A 20,083-nucleotide genomic window follows, 5' to 3' on the forward strand; every position below is an offset into this window, starting at 1 on the left:
TCATACCGACTGAACACCAGTGTCCTGGAAGGGGTAAACAACAAGATCAAGGTCATCAAGCGAATGGCTTATGGATACCGGGATAGCGACTACTTCTTCCTGAAGATCAAAGCCGCTTTTCCCGGAAATCCGCGATGAACCATAAAAAAGGGTTCATCGCGGGTTTGCGGGAATCTTCTGCTCCAGCGATTTACTCCGCCCTCAGCGAGCTCTGTGCCCTCTGTGCTAAATCCGCTTTTGATCTTTGCGTGCCGCATGTTGCGTGAAGCGTGTTGCAGCCGCAGAGCGGCCCCAAAAAAAACGGAGCAGGTGTTGCCTGCTCCGTTTTTCAAATGCCGCTAAACGGCTCAGCTTATTTGGTATCAAAGAAGCGTTTTACGCCTTCGAACCAGCTGCTCTTTTTCGGGTTGTGGCGGTCGCCGCCGTTTTCCAGGGAATCCTGAAACTTGCGCAGCAGATCTTTCTGCTCGCCGGACAGCTTCACCGGAGTTTCCACTACCACCTTGCAGAGCAGATCACCGGTGGCACCACCGCGCACGGACTTCACACCCTTGCCACGCAGACGGAACATCTTGCCGGTCTGGGTTTCCGCCGGCACTTTCAGCTTCACCTTGCCGCTGAGAGTGGGCACATCCAGTTCACCACCGAGGGTGGCATCCACAAAGCTGATCGGCACTTCGCAATACAGGTTAGTGCCGTCGCGCTGGAAGATGTCGTGCTCACGCACCGCCACCTGCACGTACAGGTCACCGGACGGCGCGCCGTGCATGCCGGCTTCACCCTCACCCGCCAGACGAATGCGGTCACCGGTATCCACGCCCGCCGGGATCTTCACCGACAGGGTCTTGGTGTTTTGCACCCGGCCCTGACCGCCACAGCTGCCACAGGGATCTTCGATGATCTGGCCTTCACCCTTACAGGTAGGACAGGCCTGCTGCACGGTAAAGAAACCCTGCTGCATGCGCACCTGACCAGCGCCACCACAGGTGGAACAGGTCACCGGCTGAGAGCCTTCTTTGGCGCCCGAGCCATGACAGGTCTCGCAGCTTTCCCAGGTGGGAACACGGATCTTTTCTTCGCAACCGCGTACCGCCTGCTCCAGGGTCAGCTCCAGGGTGTAACGCAGGTCCGCGCCGCGGGCCGGGCCACGACGGCCACCGCCACCACCACCGAAGATGTCACCGAAAATATCGCCGAAGATGTCACCAAAGCCGCCTGCACCAGCACCGCCACCGAAGCCGCCCTGACCCTGACCGTTTACGCCGGCATGGCCGAACTGGTCGTAGGCCGCGCGCTTCTGCTCATCGGACAGGACTTCGTAGGCTTCCTTGGCTTCCTTGAATTTGGCCAACGCCTCTTCGTCATCCGGATTACGGTCCGGATGGTATTTCATCGCCAGACGGCGATAGGCCTTTTTCAGGTCCTGCTGACTGGCGTCTTTCGCCGCCCCCAGCACTTCATAGTAATCACGTTTGGACATAATCAAGCCTTTGGCTTAACCAGACGCTGAACGCCGGAGGCCAGCCGCGAAACCCGCAAGGGTTTCACGTCCAGCATCCGGCGTCAGGCGTCAGGCTTACTTACTTCTTCTTGTCGTCGTCGACTTCTTCGAACTCGGCGTCAACAACGTCGTCACCTGCGGCCTGCTCGCCTTCGGCACCGGCGGCACCTTCAGCCTGCTGGGCCTGTTCGGCGTAGAGCTTCTGGGCCAGCGGCGCAGACACTTCAGACAGCGCCTTGATCTTGGCTTCGATGTCGTCCTTGTCGCTGCCCTTGGCCGCTTCTTCCAGCTCGTTCACGGCCTTGGTGATGGACTCTTTCTCTTCGTCGGTGGCCTTGTCGCCAGCTTCGTCGAGGGTCTTGCGAGTCGCGTGCACCAGGTGATCGGCCTGGTTGCGGGTCTGCACCAGCTCTTCGAACTTCTTGTCTTCGTCCGCGTGAGCTTCGGCATCCGCCACCATTTGATCGATCTCTTCATCGGACAGACCGGAAGAGGCCTTGATCTGGATGGACTGCTCTTTGCCAGTGGCCTTGTCTTTCGCGCTCACGTGCAGGATACCGTTGGCGTCGATGTCGAAGGTCACTTCGATCTGCGGCATGCCACGGGGTGCCGGCGGAATGTCTTCCAGGTTGAACTGACCCAGAGACTTATTCTGGCCGGCCTGCTTACGCTCACCCTGCAGTACGTGCACGGTTACCGCGGTCTGGTTGTCGTCCGCGGTGGAGAACACCTGCGACGCATTGGTCGGGATGGTGGTGTTCTTCTCGATCAGCGGAGTCATCACGCCACCCATGGTTTCGATACCCAGGGTCAGCGGGGTCACGTCCAGCAGCAGTACGTCTTTCACGTCACCGCTCAGTACCGCACCCTGAATCGCTGCACCCATGGCAACCGCTTCGTCGGGGTTCACGTCCTTGCGCGGCTCTTTGCCGAAGAACTCGGATACCTTGGTCTGCACCATCGGCATACGGGTCTGACCACCCACCAGGATCACGTCGGTGATGTCAGAAGCGCTCACGCCGGCATCTTTCAGCGCCGTCTTGCAGGGCTCCAGGGAGCGGGTTACCAGATCACCTACCAGGGACTCGAGCTTGGCACGGGTCACTTTCACGACCAGGTGCTTGGGACCGGTGGCGTCTGCAGTGATGTACGGCAGGTTCACTTCAGTCTGCTCGCTGGAGGACAGCTCGATCTTGGCTTTTTCAGCAGCTTCTTTCAGACGCTGCATGGCCAGCGGGTCGCCGCCCAGGTCGATACCGGAATCCGCCTTGAACTGATCCGCCAGGAAGTTGATCAGGGCCAGGTCGAAATCTTCACCACCCAGGAAGGTGTCACCGTTGGTGGCCAGCACTTCAAACTGGTGCTCGCCGTCCACTTCGGCAATCTCGATGATGGAGATATCGAAGGTACCACCACCCAGATCGTAGACCGCGATGGTGCGATCGCCGCCCTTCTTGTCCATGCCGTAGGCCAGGGCCGCAGCAGTGGGCTCGTTGATGATACGCTTCACGTCCAGACCGGCGATGCGACCGGCATCCTTGGTGGCCTGACGCTGGGAATCGTTGAAGTAAGCCGGCACGGTGATAACGGCCTCGGTGACAGTCTCACCCAGGTAATCTTCCGCGGTCTTCTTCATCTTCTTCAGCACCTGCGCAGAGATCTGCGGCGGCGCCATCTTCTCGCCCTTCACTTCTACCCAGGCGTCACCGTTGTCGGCCTTGGCAATCTTGTAGGGCACCATCTTGATGTCTTTCTGAACCACGTCATCTTCAAAACGACGACCGATCAGACGCTTCACCGCGTACAGGGTGTTTTCCGGGTTGGTCACCGCCTGACGCTTGGCAGCCTGACCGACCAGGGTTTCCTTGTCGTCGGTGTACGCGATGATGGAAGGCGTAGTACGGGCGCCTTCGCTGTTTTCAATGACTTTAGCCTTGTCACCTTCGAGTACAGCCACACAGCTGTTGGTTGTACCCAGGTCGATACCGATGATCTTACCCATATCTCTCTTTCTCCTTCACACCACCCGAACCCCTGTCGGCGATTCGGTCAGTTGAACTTGTTAACGCTACTGGCACCTATATGGCGGTGTTTCATACCGATTCAAGGGCCCTTCACGCTTTTTTCGCGATTTCCCTGAATGCCTTTACGGCGCCTTGCTGACCACCACCCGTGCCGGGCGGATCAGACGGCCATTGAGCTGGTAACCCTTCTCGAGCACATCGATCACGGTGTTCGGGTCCACGTTGGGCACCGGCACCATGGTCATGGCTTCGTGCAGCTCGGGATTGAAAGGCTCATCACTGGGGCTGATCTGCTCCAGGTTGTACTTGCCGAACACGTCCATCAGGGATTTCAGCGTCAGCTCGATACCTTCGCGGGCCCCATTCAGCGCCTCGTCGTCGGCATCCAGCGCACCCAGCCCCCGCTCAAGATTGTCCGCCACGCTCAGCAGATCGCCAGCGAACTTCTCCAGGGCAAACTTGTGGGCGTGCTGCACATCGCGTTCGGCACGGCGTCGCACATTCTGGATCTCGGCCTGGGCACGGATATCCGCTTCGCCCAGCGCCTTCTTCACGGTCGCCAGTTCGGCTTCCAGCGCAGCCAGCTTCTCTTCCGCCGTCGGCTCAGCCTGCCCGGCTTCTGCCGCGGCCTGCTGTTCTTCCACCGTCTCTACCTGCGGCTCGGCGTTGTTCTGGTCTTTTTCCTGCTCACTCATTCTTCCACTCCACATCCCAATCCGGGCTTTTATCAGGAAAGCGGGCAAAGATATGGGAACTGATGGTGGGGATTCAAGGGGGGCTTGGGGGCAGTTAACAGTTAATAGTGAATAGTTAACAGCGGCGCGGGTGGGGTTGGTGGGAGCTGGGACGGCGCTGGCCGCGTTCAGACGGCTATCATCGCTTCCTGTGGGAGCTTGCCTGCAAGCGATGACCCTCCGGCCCTTGCCCGTAGCAGACCATGCTGTAGGAGCGGTGGTTCCACCGCGATTTCTGGCTTTCGGGATGGATCGCGGTCGAACGACCGCTCCTACAACGCCTCCTGCCGCAGGAGCCAGCCTGATGGCCATAATCGCTTGCAGGCAAGCTCCCACAGAGCCTTCGGCACAGGCAGCTAGCTCTCAACTGTCAACTGAATCACAGCTGGGTGAGGGCCGCCGAGAGGATCTTGGCGGTGATATCCACGGTGGGGATCACCTTCTCGTAGTCCATTCTTGTCGGGCCGACGACGGCGAGGACACCCATGGGGCCGTTGTCGGCGCGGTAGGGAGCCGAGATCAGGGAGTAGTCCTCAAAGGGACGGAAGCCAGATTCGCGGCCGATGAAGATCTGCACCCCGTCCGCCTTCATGGATCGCTCCAGCAGATGCAGGATATCGCGCTTGTGATTGAAGGCTTCGAACAAGTCACGGAGCTGGCCGAGATTCTCCGCCTCGGCGGTCTGGATCAGATTGGATTCACCAGACACCACATAATCGGAGTCCGATTGCTCGGTACGCAGCGCCTTGTCCGCCACCGCCACCGCGGTCTGCATCAGCGCGTCCATGTGCTGCCGGTCGGCATTCATGGTCTCCAGCAGGCCATCGCAGATGCTGTTCAGGTCGCAACCGGCATAGGTGTGATTGATGTAGTTGGCCGCCTGACGCAGCTCTGCTTCATCGTAATCCCGGTCGGTATGAATGATGCGGTTCTGCACCTCGGAACGGTTCACCACCAGCACCACCAGCACCCGCTTGCCCGACAACGGCAGGAATTCCACCTGCCGCAGGGTGGTCACCTCGCGGCGCGGCACCGCCACCAGCCCGGCCATGCGGGTCAGCTCCGCCAGGGTTCTGGAGGCCTGGGAAATCAGCTCCTGGGGGGACTGCTCCGGCGCCAACAGCTGATTCAGCTCGCGCTTGAGATCCTTGTGATCCGGGCGCTCCATCACGCTGGAGGCGAGCAGGGAATCCACATACATGCGGTAGCCCAGCTCGGTGGGAATACGCCCTGCAGAGGTGTGCGGGCTGGCCAGAATCCCCAGATCCTCCAGCTCCGCCATGATGTTGCGGATGGTGGCCGGACTCACCTGCAGGCCACTGCCGGTGGCCAGGGTTTTCGAGCCCACCGGCTGCCCGTCGCGGATATGCCGCTCCACCAGCGTCATCAGCAGGCGTTGTTTGCGTTCGTTGAGATCCAGCTTGGTCATAGTTATCTATATGTACCAGAAAATGGCCCCGTCATTATATAAAATTCCCGGGGGCTTACACTGACGCCCCGAATCCCCTAAGATTGGCACAACTGCCCATATGAACAGTAACAAGGATGTTTCAATGAAGGACTACACCAACCCGTATCAGACGCCAAGCGCGCAACCCTCCCCCGGGGCAGATAGCACAGCTGCACTGGCTGGACGCTGGCAACGGCTGGCCGGCGCCATTATCGACGGCCTGATCTCCCTGGCTATTATCGGCCCCATGCTCTATTTCAGCGGCGCCTGGGCCAACATGATGGAGACCGGCACCCTGGATCTGGTCGGCACCCTCACCTGGTTCATCATCGGTGAAGTGGTCTTCCTCGCGGTGCAGGGCTACTTGCTGTTCAATCGCCAGCAGACCATTGGTAAATGGCTGCTGAACATGAAGATCATCGGCGTGGAGAAAGACGATGTTCCCGCCGGCAAGCTCTACGGGATGCGCTACTTGCTAATGCATGTACTTTCCCAGATCCCGATCATCAACCTGGTGATGATCATCGACCCGCTGCTGATCTTCCGCAAGGACAAGCGCTGCCTGCATGACCTGCTGGCAGGCACCCGGGTCATTGAGGCCCCCCAAAGCTAATTCGAGATCGCCCGTTCCGGAGACAACACTATGCTGACACATCTGAGCGTTCGTCATTTTGCCACCGTGGACCAGCTGGAGCTGGAACCGGAGAACGGGCTCACCTGCATCAGCGGGGAAACCGGCGCGGGTAAATCCGTGATCATCGACGCTCTCGGTCTGACCCTGGGGGACCGCGCAGATTCCACCGTGGTTCGCCATGGTCACGACCGCGCCGAGGTCCTCGCCACCTTTGATGTCAGCGATAACCCCGCCGCCCAGCAATGGCTCGCCGAGCGCGAGCTGGACGATGACAACCAGTGCCTGCTGCGCCGCACCGTGCGCGCCGATGGCCGCTCCCGCGCCTACATCAATGGCACCCCCACCCCGCTGGCGGAAGTGCGCGAATTGGGCGAGCGACTGATCAGCATCCACAGCCAGCATGAGCACCAGGCTCTTTTGAAGAAAGAAGCCCACCGCCAGCTGCTGGACAACTATGCCGATGCCCGCGAACTGGCTGCCACCGTGCGCGAACACTGGCGCGCCTGGCAGAAGGCCCGTCGCGCCCATGACACGGCCCTGAATCAGGCCCGCGAACAGAATGAAAGGGAAGAACTGCTGCGCTTCCAGCTGGAAGAGCTGGACGCCCTCGCCCTTCAGGAAGGCGAACTGGCCGAGCTGGAACAGGAACAACAACGCCTGGCCAACGCCGACAGCCTGATCCGCATCTGCCAGCAATCCCTCAATGCCCTGTATGAAGGGGACGATGGCACCTGCAACGATCACCTCAGCCAGGTCAGCCAGTGGCTGGACGATGCCCGCCGCCAGGACGATGGCCTGGGCAGCGTGGCCGACGCGGTGGAGTCCGCCCGCCTGCAGGTGGAAGCCGCCGCCGAAGATCTGCGACATTATCTGGAGCGACTGGATCTGGATCCGGAGCGCCTCAGCCTGGTGGAAGACCGCCTGAGCCAGTGCTACACCCTGGCACGTAAATACCGTATTCGCCCGGAAGAACTGGTGGAACACCACCACAACCTGCTCAACGAATCCGAAGCCCTGGGCAATGTGGATGCGCATCTGCACGCCCTCGCCGAAGCAGAAAGCGCCGCCGAAAAGCAGTACATGGACAGCGCCCTGAAACTCGGCAAGGCCCGCCGCAAGGCCGGCAAGACGCTCACCCAGCAGGTACAGAAGCAGCTCACCGCCCTGGGCATGAAGGCCGCCGTCATGGAAGCGCAACTGTCCGACTGCAACCCCGGCGCCGACGGCCTGGAAGAAGTGGAATTCCTGTTCACCGCCAACCCCGGCCAGCCGCTCAAGGCACTGGGCAAAGTCGCCTCCGGTGGTGAACTGTCCCGGGTCAGCCTGGCCATCCAGGTGATCTGCGCCCGCAATCTCACCGTACCCAGCCTGGTGTTCGATGAGGTGGATGTGGGCGTGGGCGGCGGCGTAGCCGAAATCGTTGGCCGCCTGCTGCGCGAACTGGGCAGCCACGCCCAGGTGCTGTGTATCACCCACCAGCCGCAAGTCGCCAGCCAGGGCCACCAGCACTGGCAGGTGCACAAGATCCAGGGCGACGACACCACCCACACCCGCATCCACGGCCTGGACGAAGCCGCCCGCATCGAAGAACTGGCCCGCATGCTGGGCGGCGTGGAAATCACCGAATCCACCCGCAACCACGCGCGGGAGATGCTCAGCAAGGCGCAAGCAGCCTGAAAAGCAGTTAATAGTTAACAGTGAATAGTTAATAGCTGCGCGGATAGGGTGGGTGCGAGCAGAGATGCCGTGCCCGCGTTCAAACGGCGGCCATTAGCCGACTGCTTTCAAGCGAAAGATCGCCAGCAGGCAAGCTCCCACAGCCAGATATCGACTCAAACGCTCTCACCGTAGGAGCCTTGCTCGCAAGGCGATCATGGCGGGCTTTGCCCGCCAGCACCTATCGTCATGCAAGCATGGACTCCTACAGGGGAGGCTTTTCCGGGAGGAACAGGTGGAGAAGGGGGAGGACATGCCCACACAACACCCGGGACCCCGCGTGTTGCGTGCAGCATGCTGCGTGAAGCGAGCTTACTTCTTCGGCTTCACGTACAGGACCAGGGAATGGTCCACGATTTCGTAGCCGTGTTCTTCGGCAATGGCGTGCTGGCGCTTCTCGATCACGTCGTCCATGAACTCGACCACCTGACCGGTTTCCATGCACACCATGTGATCGTGGTGATCTTCGTCGGCCAGCTCGAATACCGCAGAGCCACCCTCGAAGTTGTGGCGCAGCACCATGCCAGCCTGTTCGAACTGGGTCAGCACCCGGTAAACGGTCGCCAGGCCCACATCTTCACCCGCATCCATCAGCGACTTGTAGATGTCTTCAGCACTCAGATGGCGCTCTTCCGATTTTTCCAGCTGTTGCAGGATTTTCACCCGCGGCAGGGTCACTTTGAGGCCCGCCTTTCTGAGATCCTGGTTATCCAATGCGTATGCTCCGTATGCCAGTCAATGGCGAAATCAAAAGTCCGGTGAACGCGCCCCCCGCGAGGAAAACACGAACTCTTCGGGCAACGGACTGTCCACTAAAGTGACTAATCCGTCAGTAGGGAATTTGTCATCAGTTCCCAAGCCTGTATTATCGCCCGAACACTCAGCGAAGTCGAAAACCATGCCAAGAATTACCACCCTGCTGCTGCTGTCCGCCCTGCTGGCGCTGAGCGGCTGCAGCAGCCTGCGCTTTCCCGGGGTCTATCGGATCGATATCCCCCAGGGCAACTTTGTCACTGAAGACATGCTGTCCCAACTCCAGCCGGGCATGACCCCGGATCAGGTACGGTTCGCGCTGGGCGCCCCTACCCTGATTGATCCGTTCACACCCAACGTCTGGTTCTACCCCATGACCTACCGCCCGGGCAAAGGCGACAAGGTCACCCAGAAAATCGCGGTCTACTTCGATGGCGGCAGCTATAGCCGCTATGAAGGTCAGGTGATCGACGACTTCAAGGCCAAGACCTCCGGCCGCGACGACCGCGAACTGGAGCAGAAAGCCGAGCGCCACAAGGAAGACTCGGAATAACCATCCTTTCCGGCCGCCACCTTCCTCAGTATTCCCTCAGGATTTGGCGGCCTTCTCCTGGGCCCGCTTCTTGCGGTTGAGCTTGGGATCCGCCTTCAACGGGCGATAAATCTCCACCCGCTCACCCGCCTGTAACACCTGCTTGCCCGGATTGGCCACCACCTTGCCAAACAGCCCCATGGCGGCCTTGTCCAGATCCAGCCCTTCAAACTGCTCGGCGATCCCGGACAACCGCGCCGCCTCCAGCATGGTAGTACCCTCAGGCACGTCCAGGCCGATCAGGCGCTGCTTTTCCGGCAGCGCATAGGCCACTTCCACATGAATATTGGCATCCGCCATTACTGCGCCTCCGGCACAACCGGCACATCGCTTTCCGGCTCAGGCACGGCAGGCACATCGGCCTCGCCCTGCGCCTGCTCCACAGCCTCGATCACCTCAGCTGCCTCAGCCGCTTCAGCGGCCGGGGCCTCCTCAACCTGCTCCTGAGCCGCCGGCTCAGGAGCTGCCTCCGCGTCCTCCGGCACCGCCATCTGCCAGAGGGTGTAGGCAAACAGGGCAATCACCGCCGCCGGCGAGAAGATCCGCACCAGTGCCCGCCAGACCAGATACAGCGGGAAACTCTTCATGGCCAGCTCCTTGCGGGCATGGGTCTCTTTCATCACCCAGCCGGCGAAGATGGCAATCAACACGCCACCCAGCGGCAGCATCACGGTAATAGAGAGGAATTCCACATTTTCGAAGAAGGTACCTACCAGGAAAGTCTTGTCCTTCCACAGGTTGAACGACAGCACCGAACCAATACCCAGCAGCCAGGCCCCCAGACCCACCACGGCCGCGGCCTTGCCACGACTGAACCCGCGCTCTACCAGCCAGGCCACCACCGGCTCACCCAGGCTGATTGAGGAACTCCAGGCAGCAGAAACCACCAGCACAAAGAACAGGGTGCCGAAGATCATCCCGCCCGGCATCTGCCCAAACGCCAGCGGCAGCGTGACGAACATCATCCCCGGGCCCTGACCGACTTCCAGGCCATTGGAGAAAATCAGCGGGAACATGGCCACACCGGAGCCCAGCGCCACCAGCGTATCAAGCAGAGCAATGATGATCACCGTGGACATGATGGACACCGGCTTGGGCTTGCCGCCCTTCTTGCCGGAGGTCTCACGGGGCATGTAAGCGCCATAGGCCATGATGGCGCCCATCCCCAAACTCAGGGTAAAGAAGGCCTGGCCCACAGCAGTAATCACCACCCCGCCATTCAACTTGGAGAAATCAAAGGCGAACAGGAACGCCAGCCCCTGCTTGAAGCCCGGAGTGGTGGCGGCATAGCCCACCAGCACCAGCAGCAATACGAACAGTAGCGGCATGAGAATTTCCACCGCCTTTTCCAGGCCGCCCTTCACCCCACGGCCCACCACGAACATGGTCAGCACCATGAACAGGGTATGGCAGCCCATCATCAGCCAGGGATCAGCCAGCAGCGCCTCGAAACGCGCCCCGGATTGCTCTGCGGTAATCCCCTGAAAACCGCCGACAATGGCTTCCCAGACGTAATACAACGCCCAGCTCGCCACCACCGAATAGAAAGACAGAATCAGAAACGCCGACAGCACCCCCATGTGGCCGATACCGGCCCAGCGCTGGGACACCTTGCTGTCCGCCGCCAGCTTGCGCATGGAATTGATCGGGCTCATACCCCCCTTGCGGCCCATCATTACCTCGGCGGCCATGATCGGCACCCCGACAATGGCAATACAGGCCAGATACAGCAAAACGAAGGCCCCGCCGCCGTTTTCGCCGGTAATGTAGGGGAACCGCCAGATGTTACCCAGCCCCACTGCCGAACCGGTGGCCGCCAGAATAAACACCCAACGGTTGGCCCACATACCATGGACCGGCTTGTTTTCTTGCTTCATAGAACCCATACCTTCTTTGACGTGGCGGTATTGTCTTATTATTTGCCACCCCGGCTCAAGGGCGCCTCTTGATACGCCACCGTGCCTCATGAAAGGGCCCAGGCCGAAGCAACCACTTACTTACCCGGTTAGCCCAAACGCAAAGCGCTATCCGGTCACCTGACCTTGCTCTATAATCGCCGCCCTATGGGAAAAGCCAACAAAAAAGCCAAAGCACCGTCCGCCACCATTGCGCAAAATCGCAAGGCGCGTCATGAATATCATCTGGAAGAGCACTTTGAAGCCGGCCTGGTACTGGAAGGCTGGGAAGTGAAGTCCATGCGTGCCGGCAAAGCCAACCTCAGCGAAGCCTACGTCCTGCTCAAGGACGGCGAGGCGTTCCTGTTTGGTGCCCGCATCGAACCGCTGAACACGGCCAGCACCCACATCACCCCGGATCCGATCCGCACGCGCAAGCTGCTGCTCAATCGCCGCGAACTGAGCATCATCTATTCAGGGGTACAGAAAGACGGCTTCACCTGTGTGCCGGTGAGCCTGTACTGGAAGAAAGGATTCGCCAAGTGCGATATCGCACTGGCCAAGGGGAAACAGAAGTTTGACAAGCGCGCCACAGAGAAAGAGCGCGACTGGAACCGTCAGAAACAGCGTCTGATGCGGCAGGGTTAAAGCCGCAAAGGCTTACCCTGCACGCAACCCACGATATTTCATCCGTCTTTATGCCACGTGGCGCTTGGGCTTCTCGGCCCGAACGTCACCGCGCAACTGCCAGTACAGCTGCAACCAGGCACGCAGTACAGCCGGCATGAAGTACACCGCGAACAGAATCACGGGAATACGCGCCTGCGGCGTGGCCAGGTCTACCAGGTAAATACCTGCGGCATACGCGGCCACTGCAAACACCAGCTGCAGAGCACGATACAGCAGTGGCTGGGCTTTCAACGGTGCCAGCGCCTTGTCAGATACCTGTGCGACAGATTGGATAATCGCGTTCATCGTCCTTCTCCTTTGAATGAACGACAATGCCTTGCTTGGCGTCCCGGGGCCCTTTGCCCTCTGGATACGCAGTAAAGTCATTGCGAGATACACAATTTGCAGACCCACTCAACTCAGTGGCTTTTGACCACCCGTTGCCAGGCCTGCACCATCAGGAAGCACTTCGACAGTGCCCGCTGACAACTTCATAATGCGCCCTAAATATGACAGATGAAGCCGTTTCAGTAAGATTGTCAGACAAACGATGTGTATTCAGGTAACACTTTTTACAGTCTGGTAACGCTTTCCGGTCAATAATTGATCGAAATCAAATTTCTTCGTCGGACACACTTGTTAAGTGACTTGGCGAACCCCACCTACTACAATACGAGTTCACAGGGGCCGACCTGGATTCGACGCCGGTATTGAACTCTGTGGTGCATGTCGAGAAGGTCACGAGTCTCGTAAATCATTTGTGGCACACTAAAGTAATCGCAAACGACGATTCTTACGCACTAGCAGCTTAATCCCTGCTTATCGCCAATCGACCCTGCCTGTGGGGAAGAGCGGCGAGCATCGCAACACAGGCTCGCAGCAACGTCCGCCCCGGATCGCGCTGTTAAAACTCTTAGGGGCTCGGCTCTCACGTCCTGCCAATCGGGTTGTGTGGGCTTAAATCAATAGATCTGGCTAAGCATGTAGACCTGCAGATGGATTGCTGACGGACGCGGGTTCGATTCCCGCCGGCTCCACCAAACAGCACCAAAAAAAGGGCCACCCCGATGGGGTGGCCCTTTTTTGTGCCGCGCTGCTGACGCCTGGTGCCTGGTGCCTTGATCCGGCCTCATGTCGATCTCCACGATCTATTACCGCCGGACCCACAGGGTTAAATCAATTTAACTAACCAATCACTCCACAACAGCTGCCAACTTAAACACCACACTCATTGGCTTACTGCCTTCATGCTTTTGGTAATCAACCGTGCCGTAGTAGGTAAAGGGGGCTGCTTTTCCATTTTCCAGCTTATTTTCTCGCACGAACAGATGAACAGAGATCCCCAGTTCCTTGTGATTGATAATCTCTCGGCCTTTCTTATGTTCAGGTGCAACAGAACGCTGACTCTGCCAATGGAAGGTGCTTTCATCAATCCAGTGGTCCACATATCTGTGATCTTCAGCCTTTCCTTGCTTATTCAGGGTTACCAGGAGTACATGTACAGCAGCATCGTTCAAACAAACATGGCCGCTCTGCCAATTTCCAGGGTTATAAGCCTCACCAAAAAGAGGTGGAATCTCCTCCCTCATCAGCCTCTGCCCGACTGCCATGTCTAAGGGACTCACCACCGACTTGAGCCGAGCAAAAGTACGAATTTGATCATTAAGTTCGGGTGACACCTCTATATCTTCATAGTCTGGATTAGCCGCTCTTAGGTAATAATCACCTTGCCCACGTTTCTTCACCATTCTCAACAGATACTGGGTATCCCCAGCTTCATCTAAACGTTCAATCGCGAAGGTTTTTTCGGTAATGGAGCCCGCATTGTTGGGTGTGACATATTCAAGAAGCAGATAGTCGCCATCATGAATCGGGCTCTTACCACCGTTCATGGAGTTACCTGAGGCTCTTGCAATGAAATGGCGAGAGGGATCCAGCCGGCCATAACCACCTCCCAGCGAACGGTATTCCTCCGATTCCGCCTGACTATTTCTGAAGTGACCACAGGCGATCTTAAGAGACGAAAAATAAGGCAACTCAACACCAAACTTCGCATTAGGCGCCGCAGAGTTTGAGGCATCCGGCAACTGCTGCACTGAGGAACGGGCCTCGTAGGAGGCCAATCGATACTCCACTACCTCCCTAACCATCTCCGACAAGGTTTCATATTCACCATTGGAAAGCGGAATACAGCTTTCAAAACAACCATCGCTAATCTTGAATAAAGCAGGCTTCTTATTTATCCAATGATCGATCGGATTCTTTTTCCAGTATCGAAACCACTCCGCCGACTCACCAGTGACATCTCTAACCGCATCCGATATTTCCGAGAAAAGACGAGGCCTGCGTTGTAGAACGCTCCAGGATACTGATGACAGTGCTTCTAGCGATGGCGCCTTTCTCCAACCATCCATTTGCATAAAGGCCTCAAGCAGTATCATCTTGAAGGACTTCGACATGGCGGTGGTTTCAACCTCTGAAAGCAGTGCCTTGTGGCTCTGGAATAGTTCATTCTGCGCAGGTGAAAGATCTTCCATCACCCTTACGAGATCAAACCAGCTTCCATGCTGCTTTCTCATCCGAGATACGCTAGCGCCAAATCGGTAATACTCGGTTAGGGTTGGCCTTCTCCCCAACGTCTCTTTTAGGGACAAGTACTCATCCTCAATCCCTGAGGAAGCCAACCGCTTAAGAAACTCAATGAGCTTCAAATCGTAGTTAACAAAACAGCCATCAGGCATTTTTAGCTCATCAGATTCGGCTCTACGAGCAAAGTCTGCCAGCTGTCGATGAGTCATCGACTCCCCCATCAAAGCTTGAGGCTTATGAAGAAAAGAATGGTGGTTACCCACAAAATCCATGACAACCAACTTTTCTTTACCTGGGCTTTTCCTCAGCCCTCTACCAATTTGCTGAAGAAACAAAACCTTAGATTCGGTTGGTCTAAGCAGAAGAACAGTATCAATAGATGGGAGGTCTACTCCCTCGTTGAACAAATCAACAGAGAAAACAACCTGCAATTCGCCATTATTCAATAGCTCCAAGGCTTCACCGCGGGACATTGTTGAATCTCCGTGAACCGAAGCCGCTGGAATTCCAGCCTTATCAAACTGCTCAGCCATGAAGTCAGCATGTTTTCTTGAAACGCAGAACGCTAATGTCCTGGTTTGACGGTGCTGCCTCCATACTCTCAAGGCATGCCTTGCACGTGCCAGTGTGGCCAGTTTATTTCCCAGCAGCGCAGGATCAAACTTCCCGTTCCGCCAAGGAATCTCTGTGTAATCCACCGATTCATCAAAGATTCCATAGTAATGAAAGGGAACAAGGTGCTTTTCCTTCACCCCATCAAGCAACGGAAACTCATAAACCAGGTTATCGTCGCACAGTGACAGAATGTCAGATCTGTCCGTTCTATCAGGGGTGGCGGTCAGGCCAAGCAAGAAATGTGGAGCAAAGTAATCAAGCAAGCGATGATAGGTCGGAGCCGACGCATGATGAAATTCATCAACAACGATATAGTCGAAGTGCCGAGGGTCAAACTCGCGCAAATGCTCCTCTTTCCCCAGCGTTTGTACTGAAGCACAGAGTATATCCACGGACTTATTGCGGACACTGCCCATATAATAGCCGACACGGCTTTTCGGCCTAATTCGGATATAGGTCTCCGCGGCTTGCTTTAAAATTTCCTCACGATGAGCGACGAAGAGTATTCGCCGAGCACCCATTTGTTTGGCATCAAATGCAGAAAGCCAGGTTTTCCCTAGCCCTGTCGCCAACACCACCAACCCCCGTCCAAACCCTTCCTCTCGCGTCTTATCGAGAGCAGTCAATGCTTCACTCTGAACTGGTGTCGGTACTGGCGGAGCTTCCGCTTCATCACTACCCGGTGCAATGGCCTTCGGCGGGGGCACACGCCGAGCCTCATAATCATCAACCCACTGATCCGAAAGCTCTACCACCTTAGAAGATTCAAAAAGCTCTTCAAAACGCTGAGCAGCTTCTAAGTATCCCTCATCAGGCGGGAAATCCACTTGATAGTTCCACTCAATACCAGCCTGCAATGCCTGAGCACTAATATTGCTAGACCCGATAAAAGCGCGCCCCCACCGTCTCGAACGATCATCATCACCAGCAAATAGATATGCCTTTAAATGAAAGCTTGAACCTTTACTCTCATAAACCCTTACATCAGCACCCTGATGTTTGAGTAGCAGCAAGATTCGCAGGGCTTCCGGGTCGGTAATGTCGAGATAATCACTAGTAAGAATTCGAATATTTGCAGGACGTTTCAATTCATCGGCGCTAATCGCATTCTGTAAATCAGGATAAATTAGGTTCAATCCTGTCTTCTTCACAAATGCCACAGCAAAATCGATCTGATGTGCCTGGCTAATGGATTGGCATAGTTTAGGAAGGAAATGCTGATACTTACCGCCCGTAATCAACTTTTGATGCCTTTCCTCCTTTTTAACCAAAAGGATGTTTAACCATCCATGCACCCTTTCTGGCAGGGCATCTTCTGTATGCCATAAGCGCTGACTATCCACCTTGTCTAATTGGTTAACCCATTCTTCAGCAATGCCCTCACTGACATCAGTAAAGTGCCTGCCTAGCTCCTCTCGCTCTCCGTCACCGGATTTGAAGCTCATATACAGAGCGCCACCTGGCTTTAATGCTACCCATAAGGCCTGGATAGCACCCAGCAAATCGCGCTTGGGAAGATGAAGGAGACTGGCACAAGCCCAAATGCCATCATAAGCGGCCTTCTCTTTCACATCAGAGAATAAACGCTGCTCAACCTCCAGCCCCGTTTCTTGAGAAGCCAGTTTGGCAATCGCCTCAGAGCCATCGAATGCAGAGACACGGTAACCTAAACCTTGAAAATGAAGAGCATCACGAGCGGATCCACAACCCGCATCTAAGATATGACCACCCTCGGGTAGGTGAGGCAAAAACTCATCGTAAATTTTCCGCATATCCACAGAAAACGTCGCATCGAAAAACGCCTGAGCATTGCTGTTGTAATAATCTAGCGTATCCGCCATTCTCGCCCTTAACTTATTGAATCCCCATAGCTTTCAGAGACTAACAGTCCGGGGGCCGCACGCCAATGCAGAGATTGTCATAGGCGCTCACTGGCCTACTTCGCAGTGACTAACTCAGTTGACTTGGAAACAGACTCAAGCTCATGAAGAGCTAGATCACCCCCGCCACAATCGTGCCTCTCAAAGTAGGCAGTAGGCCAACCCAACTCCTCTGGCCGAAAATGCAAAATGTCGGGCCAGACCTGCAGATCCGCAAACCGATCACGCAGCATGCGTTCAACGTCCTCAGCACTTTCGAGACCTAGCAACTCCACCACGACAGATTCATATTGCTTATAGTTGCTGGCGTCTCGGTATAGGTAGCGAATTTCAAACCTCATTACTTCACCCTCCCCCCTCCTTCTAACAACACTTCATCGGCCCATCAATCCGCCTAAATGCCTGGACCACCCTACCCCCTTTGACCCTGAACACCCCCAGCCCTAAGCTGAAACCAACACCTCCACGGACGGATAACAACAATGAAGCTCTCCACTCTCACCCCACCACTGGAAGACCTGAAAGCCTCCTCGGATGACATCCTGCTGGTCGCCCTGATCAGTAATGACGGGATGCCGGTGGTGCACTTTGGCGAGGGGCTGGATTATGACGAGCAGAATGCCTGGTTCTTCGAGATGAAGAAGGCCTGCGACCGGGTGCTGATCGATTTGAAACAGGGCCTGAGCGAGGAGCTGTTTATCCGTTCCCGGGAAGCATGCATCTGTATCTGGCCGGTGAAGGATATGGTGTTTGCCTGCCTGGCGAAGCCCTCTATCAATTCCCAGCGCATGCAAATGCTGGCATGGAAAACGGTCTCCCAGTTGCGCAGCCTGCTCTGAGTCTGCCCCACGTCTTTCCATAGTGACCGGGTTCGCATTTCCCCGGTTTCCTTGCCAGCACAGGCCTGAAGGTGTCTGAACCGCTTTCAAAGCTACAAAAACCCTACACCCCACCCATAGAGAGATACCCGCCCCCCCTTTAGATTTCCTTTAAGTAAAATCTGAAGGGGATCGGCTATGTCACTGATAACAACAAGAAACGCCCTGTTCGCGGCGGCGATTGCCGGGGCGGGACTGCCGCTGGCCTGGGCGGGTGCAGAGACCGCGCAGAGCGGATCTGAAGCCGGGCAAGTGATTGATGATCAGTACATTGTGACGCTGGCCCCCGATATTGTTGGTCGACTCGGTGTGGTCGACCTGCCTACCGCCATTGCCACTCTGCTGGCCGGTGTCGGCGGTGGCGATGTGCTTTATACCTATGAAAACGCCTTCACCGGCATGGCGGTGCAACTGGATCCGCTTCAGGCATCACTGCTGCAAGCCCTGCCTGGCGTGCTGGCCATTGAGCCGGACCGCAAGGTGACGGCCATTGCCGTGCAGGATGATGCCACCTGGGGCCTGGATCGGGTGGATCAGCCTGCGCTGCCACTGGACGGGGACTACCGTTACCCGGACAACGCCGGCGGTGATGTGACCGTATACGTCATTGATACCGGGCTGCGTAACAGCCACCTGGAGTTTGCCGGGCGAGTAGTGCCGGGTCGTAACTTTGTCAGCACGGGCGGCTTCCTGTTTGGCGGTGGCAGCGTGGATCCTGCCGATACCAATGACTGTAATGGCCACGGCACCCATGTGGCCGGTACGGCTGTGGGCAGCACCTATGGTGTGGCCAAGGAAGCCAGCATTGCGCCGGTGCGGGTACTGGACTGTAACGGTAGCGGTACCAACTCGGCTGTGATTGCCGGTATCGACTGGGTGGCAGGCAGCCACCGCAAACCGGCAGTGGCCAATATGTCGCTGGGCGGCGGCAATTCCGATGCGCTGGATAATGCCGTGCGCAGCGCGGTGAACGCCGGCGTCACCATGGTGGTGGCCGCAGGCAACGATAACGCCAATGCCTGTAACGGATCGCCCAACCGGGTGGCCGAGGCGCTGACGGTAGGCGCGACCACCAATGCCGACCGACGCTCTTCGTTTTCCAACTATGGCGCCTGTGTCGACCTGTTTGCCCCGGGCAGCGACATCACCTCTGCCTGGTATGAAACTGACACCCAGACCGCACGCCTGAATGGCACCTCCATGGCGGCCCCTCATGCAGCAGGTGCAGCAGCCCTGTATCTTGGTGCCCATCCCAGCGCCAGACCCGACGCGGTGAACCAGGCGCTGATTAATGACAGCGTGAGCGGTGTGATTGCCAATGCCGGCAGCCAGTCTCCCAATCGGCTTTTGCAGATTACCCAGGATGACGCGTCCGACATTGATCGTCTGCCGACGGCGGCCTTTAATGCGGATTGTCAGGGCACCCAGTGTCAGCTGGATGCCAGCGGTTCCAGTGATGACCGTGGCGTGGCCGCCTGGGACTGGGATCTGGGCGATGGCAACAGCGCCAGCGGCGAACAGATCAGCCATGACTTCATGTCGCCGGGTGACTACACCGTGCGCCTGACCGTGACCGACACCGCCAACCAGACCAGCAGCACTACCGAAATTATCAGTGCCGGTGAAACCGGCTCCCCATGCCCGGATTGCACCCGCTACGAAGGTGAGCTGAATAACGGTGCCAGTGCGACCCTGCCCGCCAGCGGCTTCAGCTTTAGTGGTGGCAGCATCAATGCCTGGCTGGAAAGCCCGGCCAATGCCAGCTTCGTGCTGTCGCTGCAACGCCGCAGCTGCTTCCTGTTTGCCTGCAGCTGGTCTACGGTGGCTACCACGACCAGTCAGTATGGCCTGGCGGAACTGCACGCCTCGCCTTCCAGTGGCACCTATCGCTGGACCCTGCAAGCACAGACCGGTAGCGGCGCCTACACCTTGCTGACCAACCCCTGATTGCTCGGTATCTGCCTGTGACCGGCGTGGCCTCCTGGTGCGCCGGTTTTTTTTGCCGCTCTGCGGCCGCATCATGCATCACGCTTCACGCAACACGCGCGGGCAGCCGGCTTGGGCACGGGGTTTAGTGTGCGAGCTCTCTGTGCCCTTTAGGGTATGCCTGCAAGCGATGGAGCAATGGCGGTGATGGGCATTCGCCCATTACC

At 57.3% G+C, this 20,083-nt stretch carries 16 protein-coding genes and 1 other RNA gene; 8 read left to right on the plus strand and 9 right to left on the minus strand.

Features of this window, described 5'->3' with window-relative positions; genetic code table 11:
• Nucleotides 1–138, plus strand: a 138-nt coding sequence (locus MWU49_RS09925) for a transposase (RefSeq protein WP_246972880.1), incomplete at its 5' end; no start/stop codon positions are given.
• A 214-nt stretch (nucleotides 139–352) separates the two neighbouring features.
• Here MWU49_RS09925 and dnaJ read toward each other — a convergent pair.
• The 4 genes from dnaJ to hrcA all read right to left on the minus strand — a co-directional run bounded on the left by dnaJ (nucleotide 353) and on the right by hrcA (nucleotide 5,688).
• On the minus strand, nucleotides 353–1,480 hold the full coding sequence (gene dnaJ / locus MWU49_RS09930) for a molecular chaperone DnaJ (protein WP_246971423.1): 1,128 nt from the start codon (nucleotides 1,478–1,480) through the stop codon (nucleotides 353–355).
• 100 nt (nucleotides 1,481–1,580) lie between these two features.
• On the minus strand, nucleotides 1,581–3,503 hold the full coding sequence (gene dnaK / locus MWU49_RS09935) for a molecular chaperone DnaK (protein WP_246971427.1): 1,923 nt from the start codon (nucleotides 3,501–3,503) through the stop codon (nucleotides 1,581–1,583).
• 144 nt (nucleotides 3,504–3,647) lie between these two features.
• Nucleotides 3,648–4,220 (minus strand): nucleotide exchange factor GrpE, encoded by a 573-nt coding sequence (gene grpE, locus MWU49_RS09940; RefSeq protein WP_246971429.1) that lies wholly within the window; start codon nucleotides 4,218–4,220, stop codon nucleotides 3,648–3,650.
• 418 nt (nucleotides 4,221–4,638) lie between these two features.
• The gene (hrcA, locus tag MWU49_RS09945; protein WP_246971430.1) at nucleotides 4,639–5,688 is read right to left on the minus strand and encodes a heat-inducible transcriptional repressor HrcA; all 1,050 of its coding nucleotides are present in this window, start codon (nucleotides 5,686–5,688) and stop codon (nucleotides 4,639–4,641) included.
• 124 nt (nucleotides 5,689–5,812) lie between these two features.
• On the opposite strand from hrcA, the gene MWU49_RS09950 reads away from it, so the two are divergent.
• Both MWU49_RS09950 and recN read left to right on the plus strand, forming a co-directional pair.
• Complete coding sequence (locus MWU49_RS09950) at nucleotides 5,813–6,322, plus strand: RDD family protein (RefSeq protein ID WP_246971432.1); 510 nt, start codon at nucleotides 5,813–5,815, stop codon at nucleotides 6,320–6,322.
• Nucleotides 6,323–6,352: 30 nt separating this feature from the next.
• The gene (gene recN / locus MWU49_RS09955; RefSeq protein ID WP_246971434.1) at nucleotides 6,353–8,020 is read left to right on the plus strand and encodes a DNA repair protein RecN; all 1,668 of its coding nucleotides are present in this window, start codon (nucleotides 6,353–6,355) and stop codon (nucleotides 8,018–8,020) included.
• 351 nt (nucleotides 8,021–8,371) lie between these two features.
• Here the strand turns inward: recN and fur are convergent, their stop codons facing one another.
• A complete protein-coding gene (gene fur, locus MWU49_RS09960) occupies nucleotides 8,372–8,773 on the minus strand; it encodes a ferric iron uptake transcriptional regulator (RefSeq protein ID WP_035231997.1) in 402 nt (133 codons plus the stop codon).
• Nucleotides 8,774–8,957: 184 nt separating this feature from the next.
• On the opposite strand from fur, the gene MWU49_RS09965 reads away from it, so the two are divergent.
• Complete coding sequence (locus tag MWU49_RS09965) at nucleotides 8,958–9,365, plus strand: outer membrane protein assembly factor BamE (protein ID WP_246971436.1); 408 nt, start codon at nucleotides 8,958–8,960, stop codon at nucleotides 9,363–9,365.
• Nucleotides 9,366–9,401: 36 nt separating this feature from the next.
• Here the strand turns inward: MWU49_RS09965 and MWU49_RS09970 are convergent, their stop codons facing one another.
• Entirely contained in the window at nucleotides 9,402–9,704 is a 303-nt protein-coding gene (locus tag MWU49_RS09970) for an RnfH family protein (RefSeq protein WP_246971446.1), read from the minus strand.
• A complete protein-coding gene (locus tag MWU49_RS09975; protein ID WP_246971449.1) occupies nucleotides 9,704–11,281 on the minus strand; it encodes a sodium-dependent transporter in 1,578 nt (525 codons plus the stop codon). The genes MWU49_RS09970 and MWU49_RS09975 overlap by 1 nt, the downstream gene beginning before the upstream one ends.
• Nucleotides 11,282–11,467: 186 nt before the next feature.
• On the opposite strand from MWU49_RS09975, the gene smpB reads away from it, so the two are divergent.
• A complete protein-coding gene (gene smpB, locus MWU49_RS09980) occupies nucleotides 11,468–11,947 on the plus strand; it encodes an SsrA-binding protein SmpB (RefSeq protein ID WP_246971452.1) in 480 nt (159 codons plus the stop codon).
• Between the two features lie 48 nt (nucleotides 11,948–11,995).
• On the opposite strand, the gene MWU49_RS09985 is transcribed toward smpB, so the two are convergent.
• Nucleotides 11,996–12,274, minus strand: a complete 279-nt coding sequence (locus MWU49_RS09985; protein WP_246971455.1) for a hypothetical protein — start codon at nucleotides 12,272–12,274, stop codon at nucleotides 11,996–11,998.
• Between the two features lie 377 nt (nucleotides 12,275–12,651).
• Between MWU49_RS09985 and ssrA the strand changes: the two genes are divergently transcribed.
• Nucleotides 12,652–13,008: a transfer-messenger RNA gene (gene ssrA / locus MWU49_RS09990) on the plus strand.
• Between the two features lie 153 nt (nucleotides 13,009–13,161).
• Here the strand turns inward: ssrA and MWU49_RS09995 are convergent.
• Nucleotides 13,162–17,013: a DUF3427 domain-containing protein gene (locus MWU49_RS09995; RefSeq protein ID WP_246971458.1), complete on the minus strand. Its 3,852-nt coding sequence runs from the start codon at nucleotides 17,011–17,013 to the stop codon at nucleotides 13,162–13,164.
• Nucleotides 17,014–17,534: 521 nt separating this feature from the next.
• Here MWU49_RS09995 and MWU49_RS10000 point away from each other — a divergent pair.
• On the plus strand, nucleotides 17,535–17,891 hold the full coding sequence (locus MWU49_RS10000) for a hypothetical protein (RefSeq protein WP_035232011.1): 357 nt from the start codon (nucleotides 17,535–17,537) through the stop codon (nucleotides 17,889–17,891).
• A 177-nt stretch (nucleotides 17,892–18,068) separates the two neighbouring features.
• The gene (locus tag MWU49_RS10005; protein ID WP_246971460.1) at nucleotides 18,069–19,877 is read left to right on the plus strand and encodes a S8 family serine peptidase; all 1,809 of its coding nucleotides are present in this window, start codon (nucleotides 18,069–18,071) and stop codon (nucleotides 19,875–19,877) included.
• The last annotated feature ends 206 nt before the right edge of the window (nucleotides 19,878–20,083 follow it).

The organism is Alcanivorax sp. S6407, assembly GCF_023016115.1.
Classification (GTDB): Bacteria; Pseudomonadota; Gammaproteobacteria; order Pseudomonadales; family Alcanivoracaceae; genus Alcanivorax.

What these genes read in the sequence shown, in the direction of transcription:
- smpB (WP_246971452.1), top strand. Translation starts at nt 11,468, where the DNA reads ATGGGAAAAGCCAACAAAAAAGCCAAAGCACCGTCCGCCACCATTGCG.
- dnaJ (WP_246971423.1), bottom strand. Translation starts at nt 1,480, where the DNA reads ATGTCCAAACGTGATTACTATGAAGTGCTGGGGGCGGCGAAAGACGCC.
- MWU49_RS09965 (WP_246971436.1), top strand. Translation starts at nt 8,958, where the DNA reads ATGCCAAGAATTACCACCCTGCTGCTGCTGTCCGCCCTGCTGGCGCTG.
- recN (WP_246971434.1), top strand. Translation starts at nt 6,353, where the DNA reads ATGCTGACACATCTGAGCGTTCGTCATTTTGCCACCGTGGACCAGCTG.
- MWU49_RS09950 (WP_246971432.1), top strand. Translation starts at nt 5,813, where the DNA reads ATGAAGGACTACACCAACCCGTATCAGACGCCAAGCGCGCAACCCTCC.
- MWU49_RS10005 (WP_246971460.1), top strand. Translation starts at nt 18,069, where the DNA reads ATGTCACTGATAACAACAAGAAACGCCCTGTTCGCGGCGGCGATTGCC.
- MWU49_RS10000 (WP_035232011.1), top strand. Translation starts at nt 17,535, where the DNA reads ATGAAGCTCTCCACTCTCACCCCACCACTGGAAGACCTGAAAGCCTCC.
- dnaK (WP_246971427.1), bottom strand. Translation starts at nt 3,503, where the DNA reads ATGGGTAAGATCATCGGTATCGACCTGGGTACAACCAACAGCTGTGTG.
- hrcA (WP_246971430.1), bottom strand. Translation starts at nt 5,688, where the DNA reads ATGACCAAGCTGGATCTCAACGAACGCAAACAACGCCTGCTGATGACG.
- MWU49_RS09975 (WP_246971449.1), bottom strand. Translation starts at nt 11,281, where the DNA reads ATGAAGCAAGAAAACAAGCCGGTCCATGGTATGTGGGCCAACCGTTGG.
- MWU49_RS09970 (WP_246971446.1), bottom strand. Translation starts at nt 9,704, where the DNA reads ATGGCGGATGCCAATATTCATGTGGAAGTGGCCTATGCGCTGCCGGAA.
- grpE (WP_246971429.1), bottom strand. Translation starts at nt 4,220, where the DNA reads ATGAGTGAGCAGGAAAAAGACCAGAACAACGCCGAGCCGCAGGTAGAG.
- MWU49_RS09995 (WP_246971458.1), bottom strand. Translation starts at nt 17,013, where the DNA reads ATGGCGGATACGCTAGATTATTACAACAGCAATGCTCAGGCGTTTTTC.
- MWU49_RS09985 (WP_246971455.1), bottom strand. Translation starts at nt 12,274, where the DNA reads ATGAACGCGATTATCCAATCTGTCGCACAGGTATCTGACAAGGCGCTG.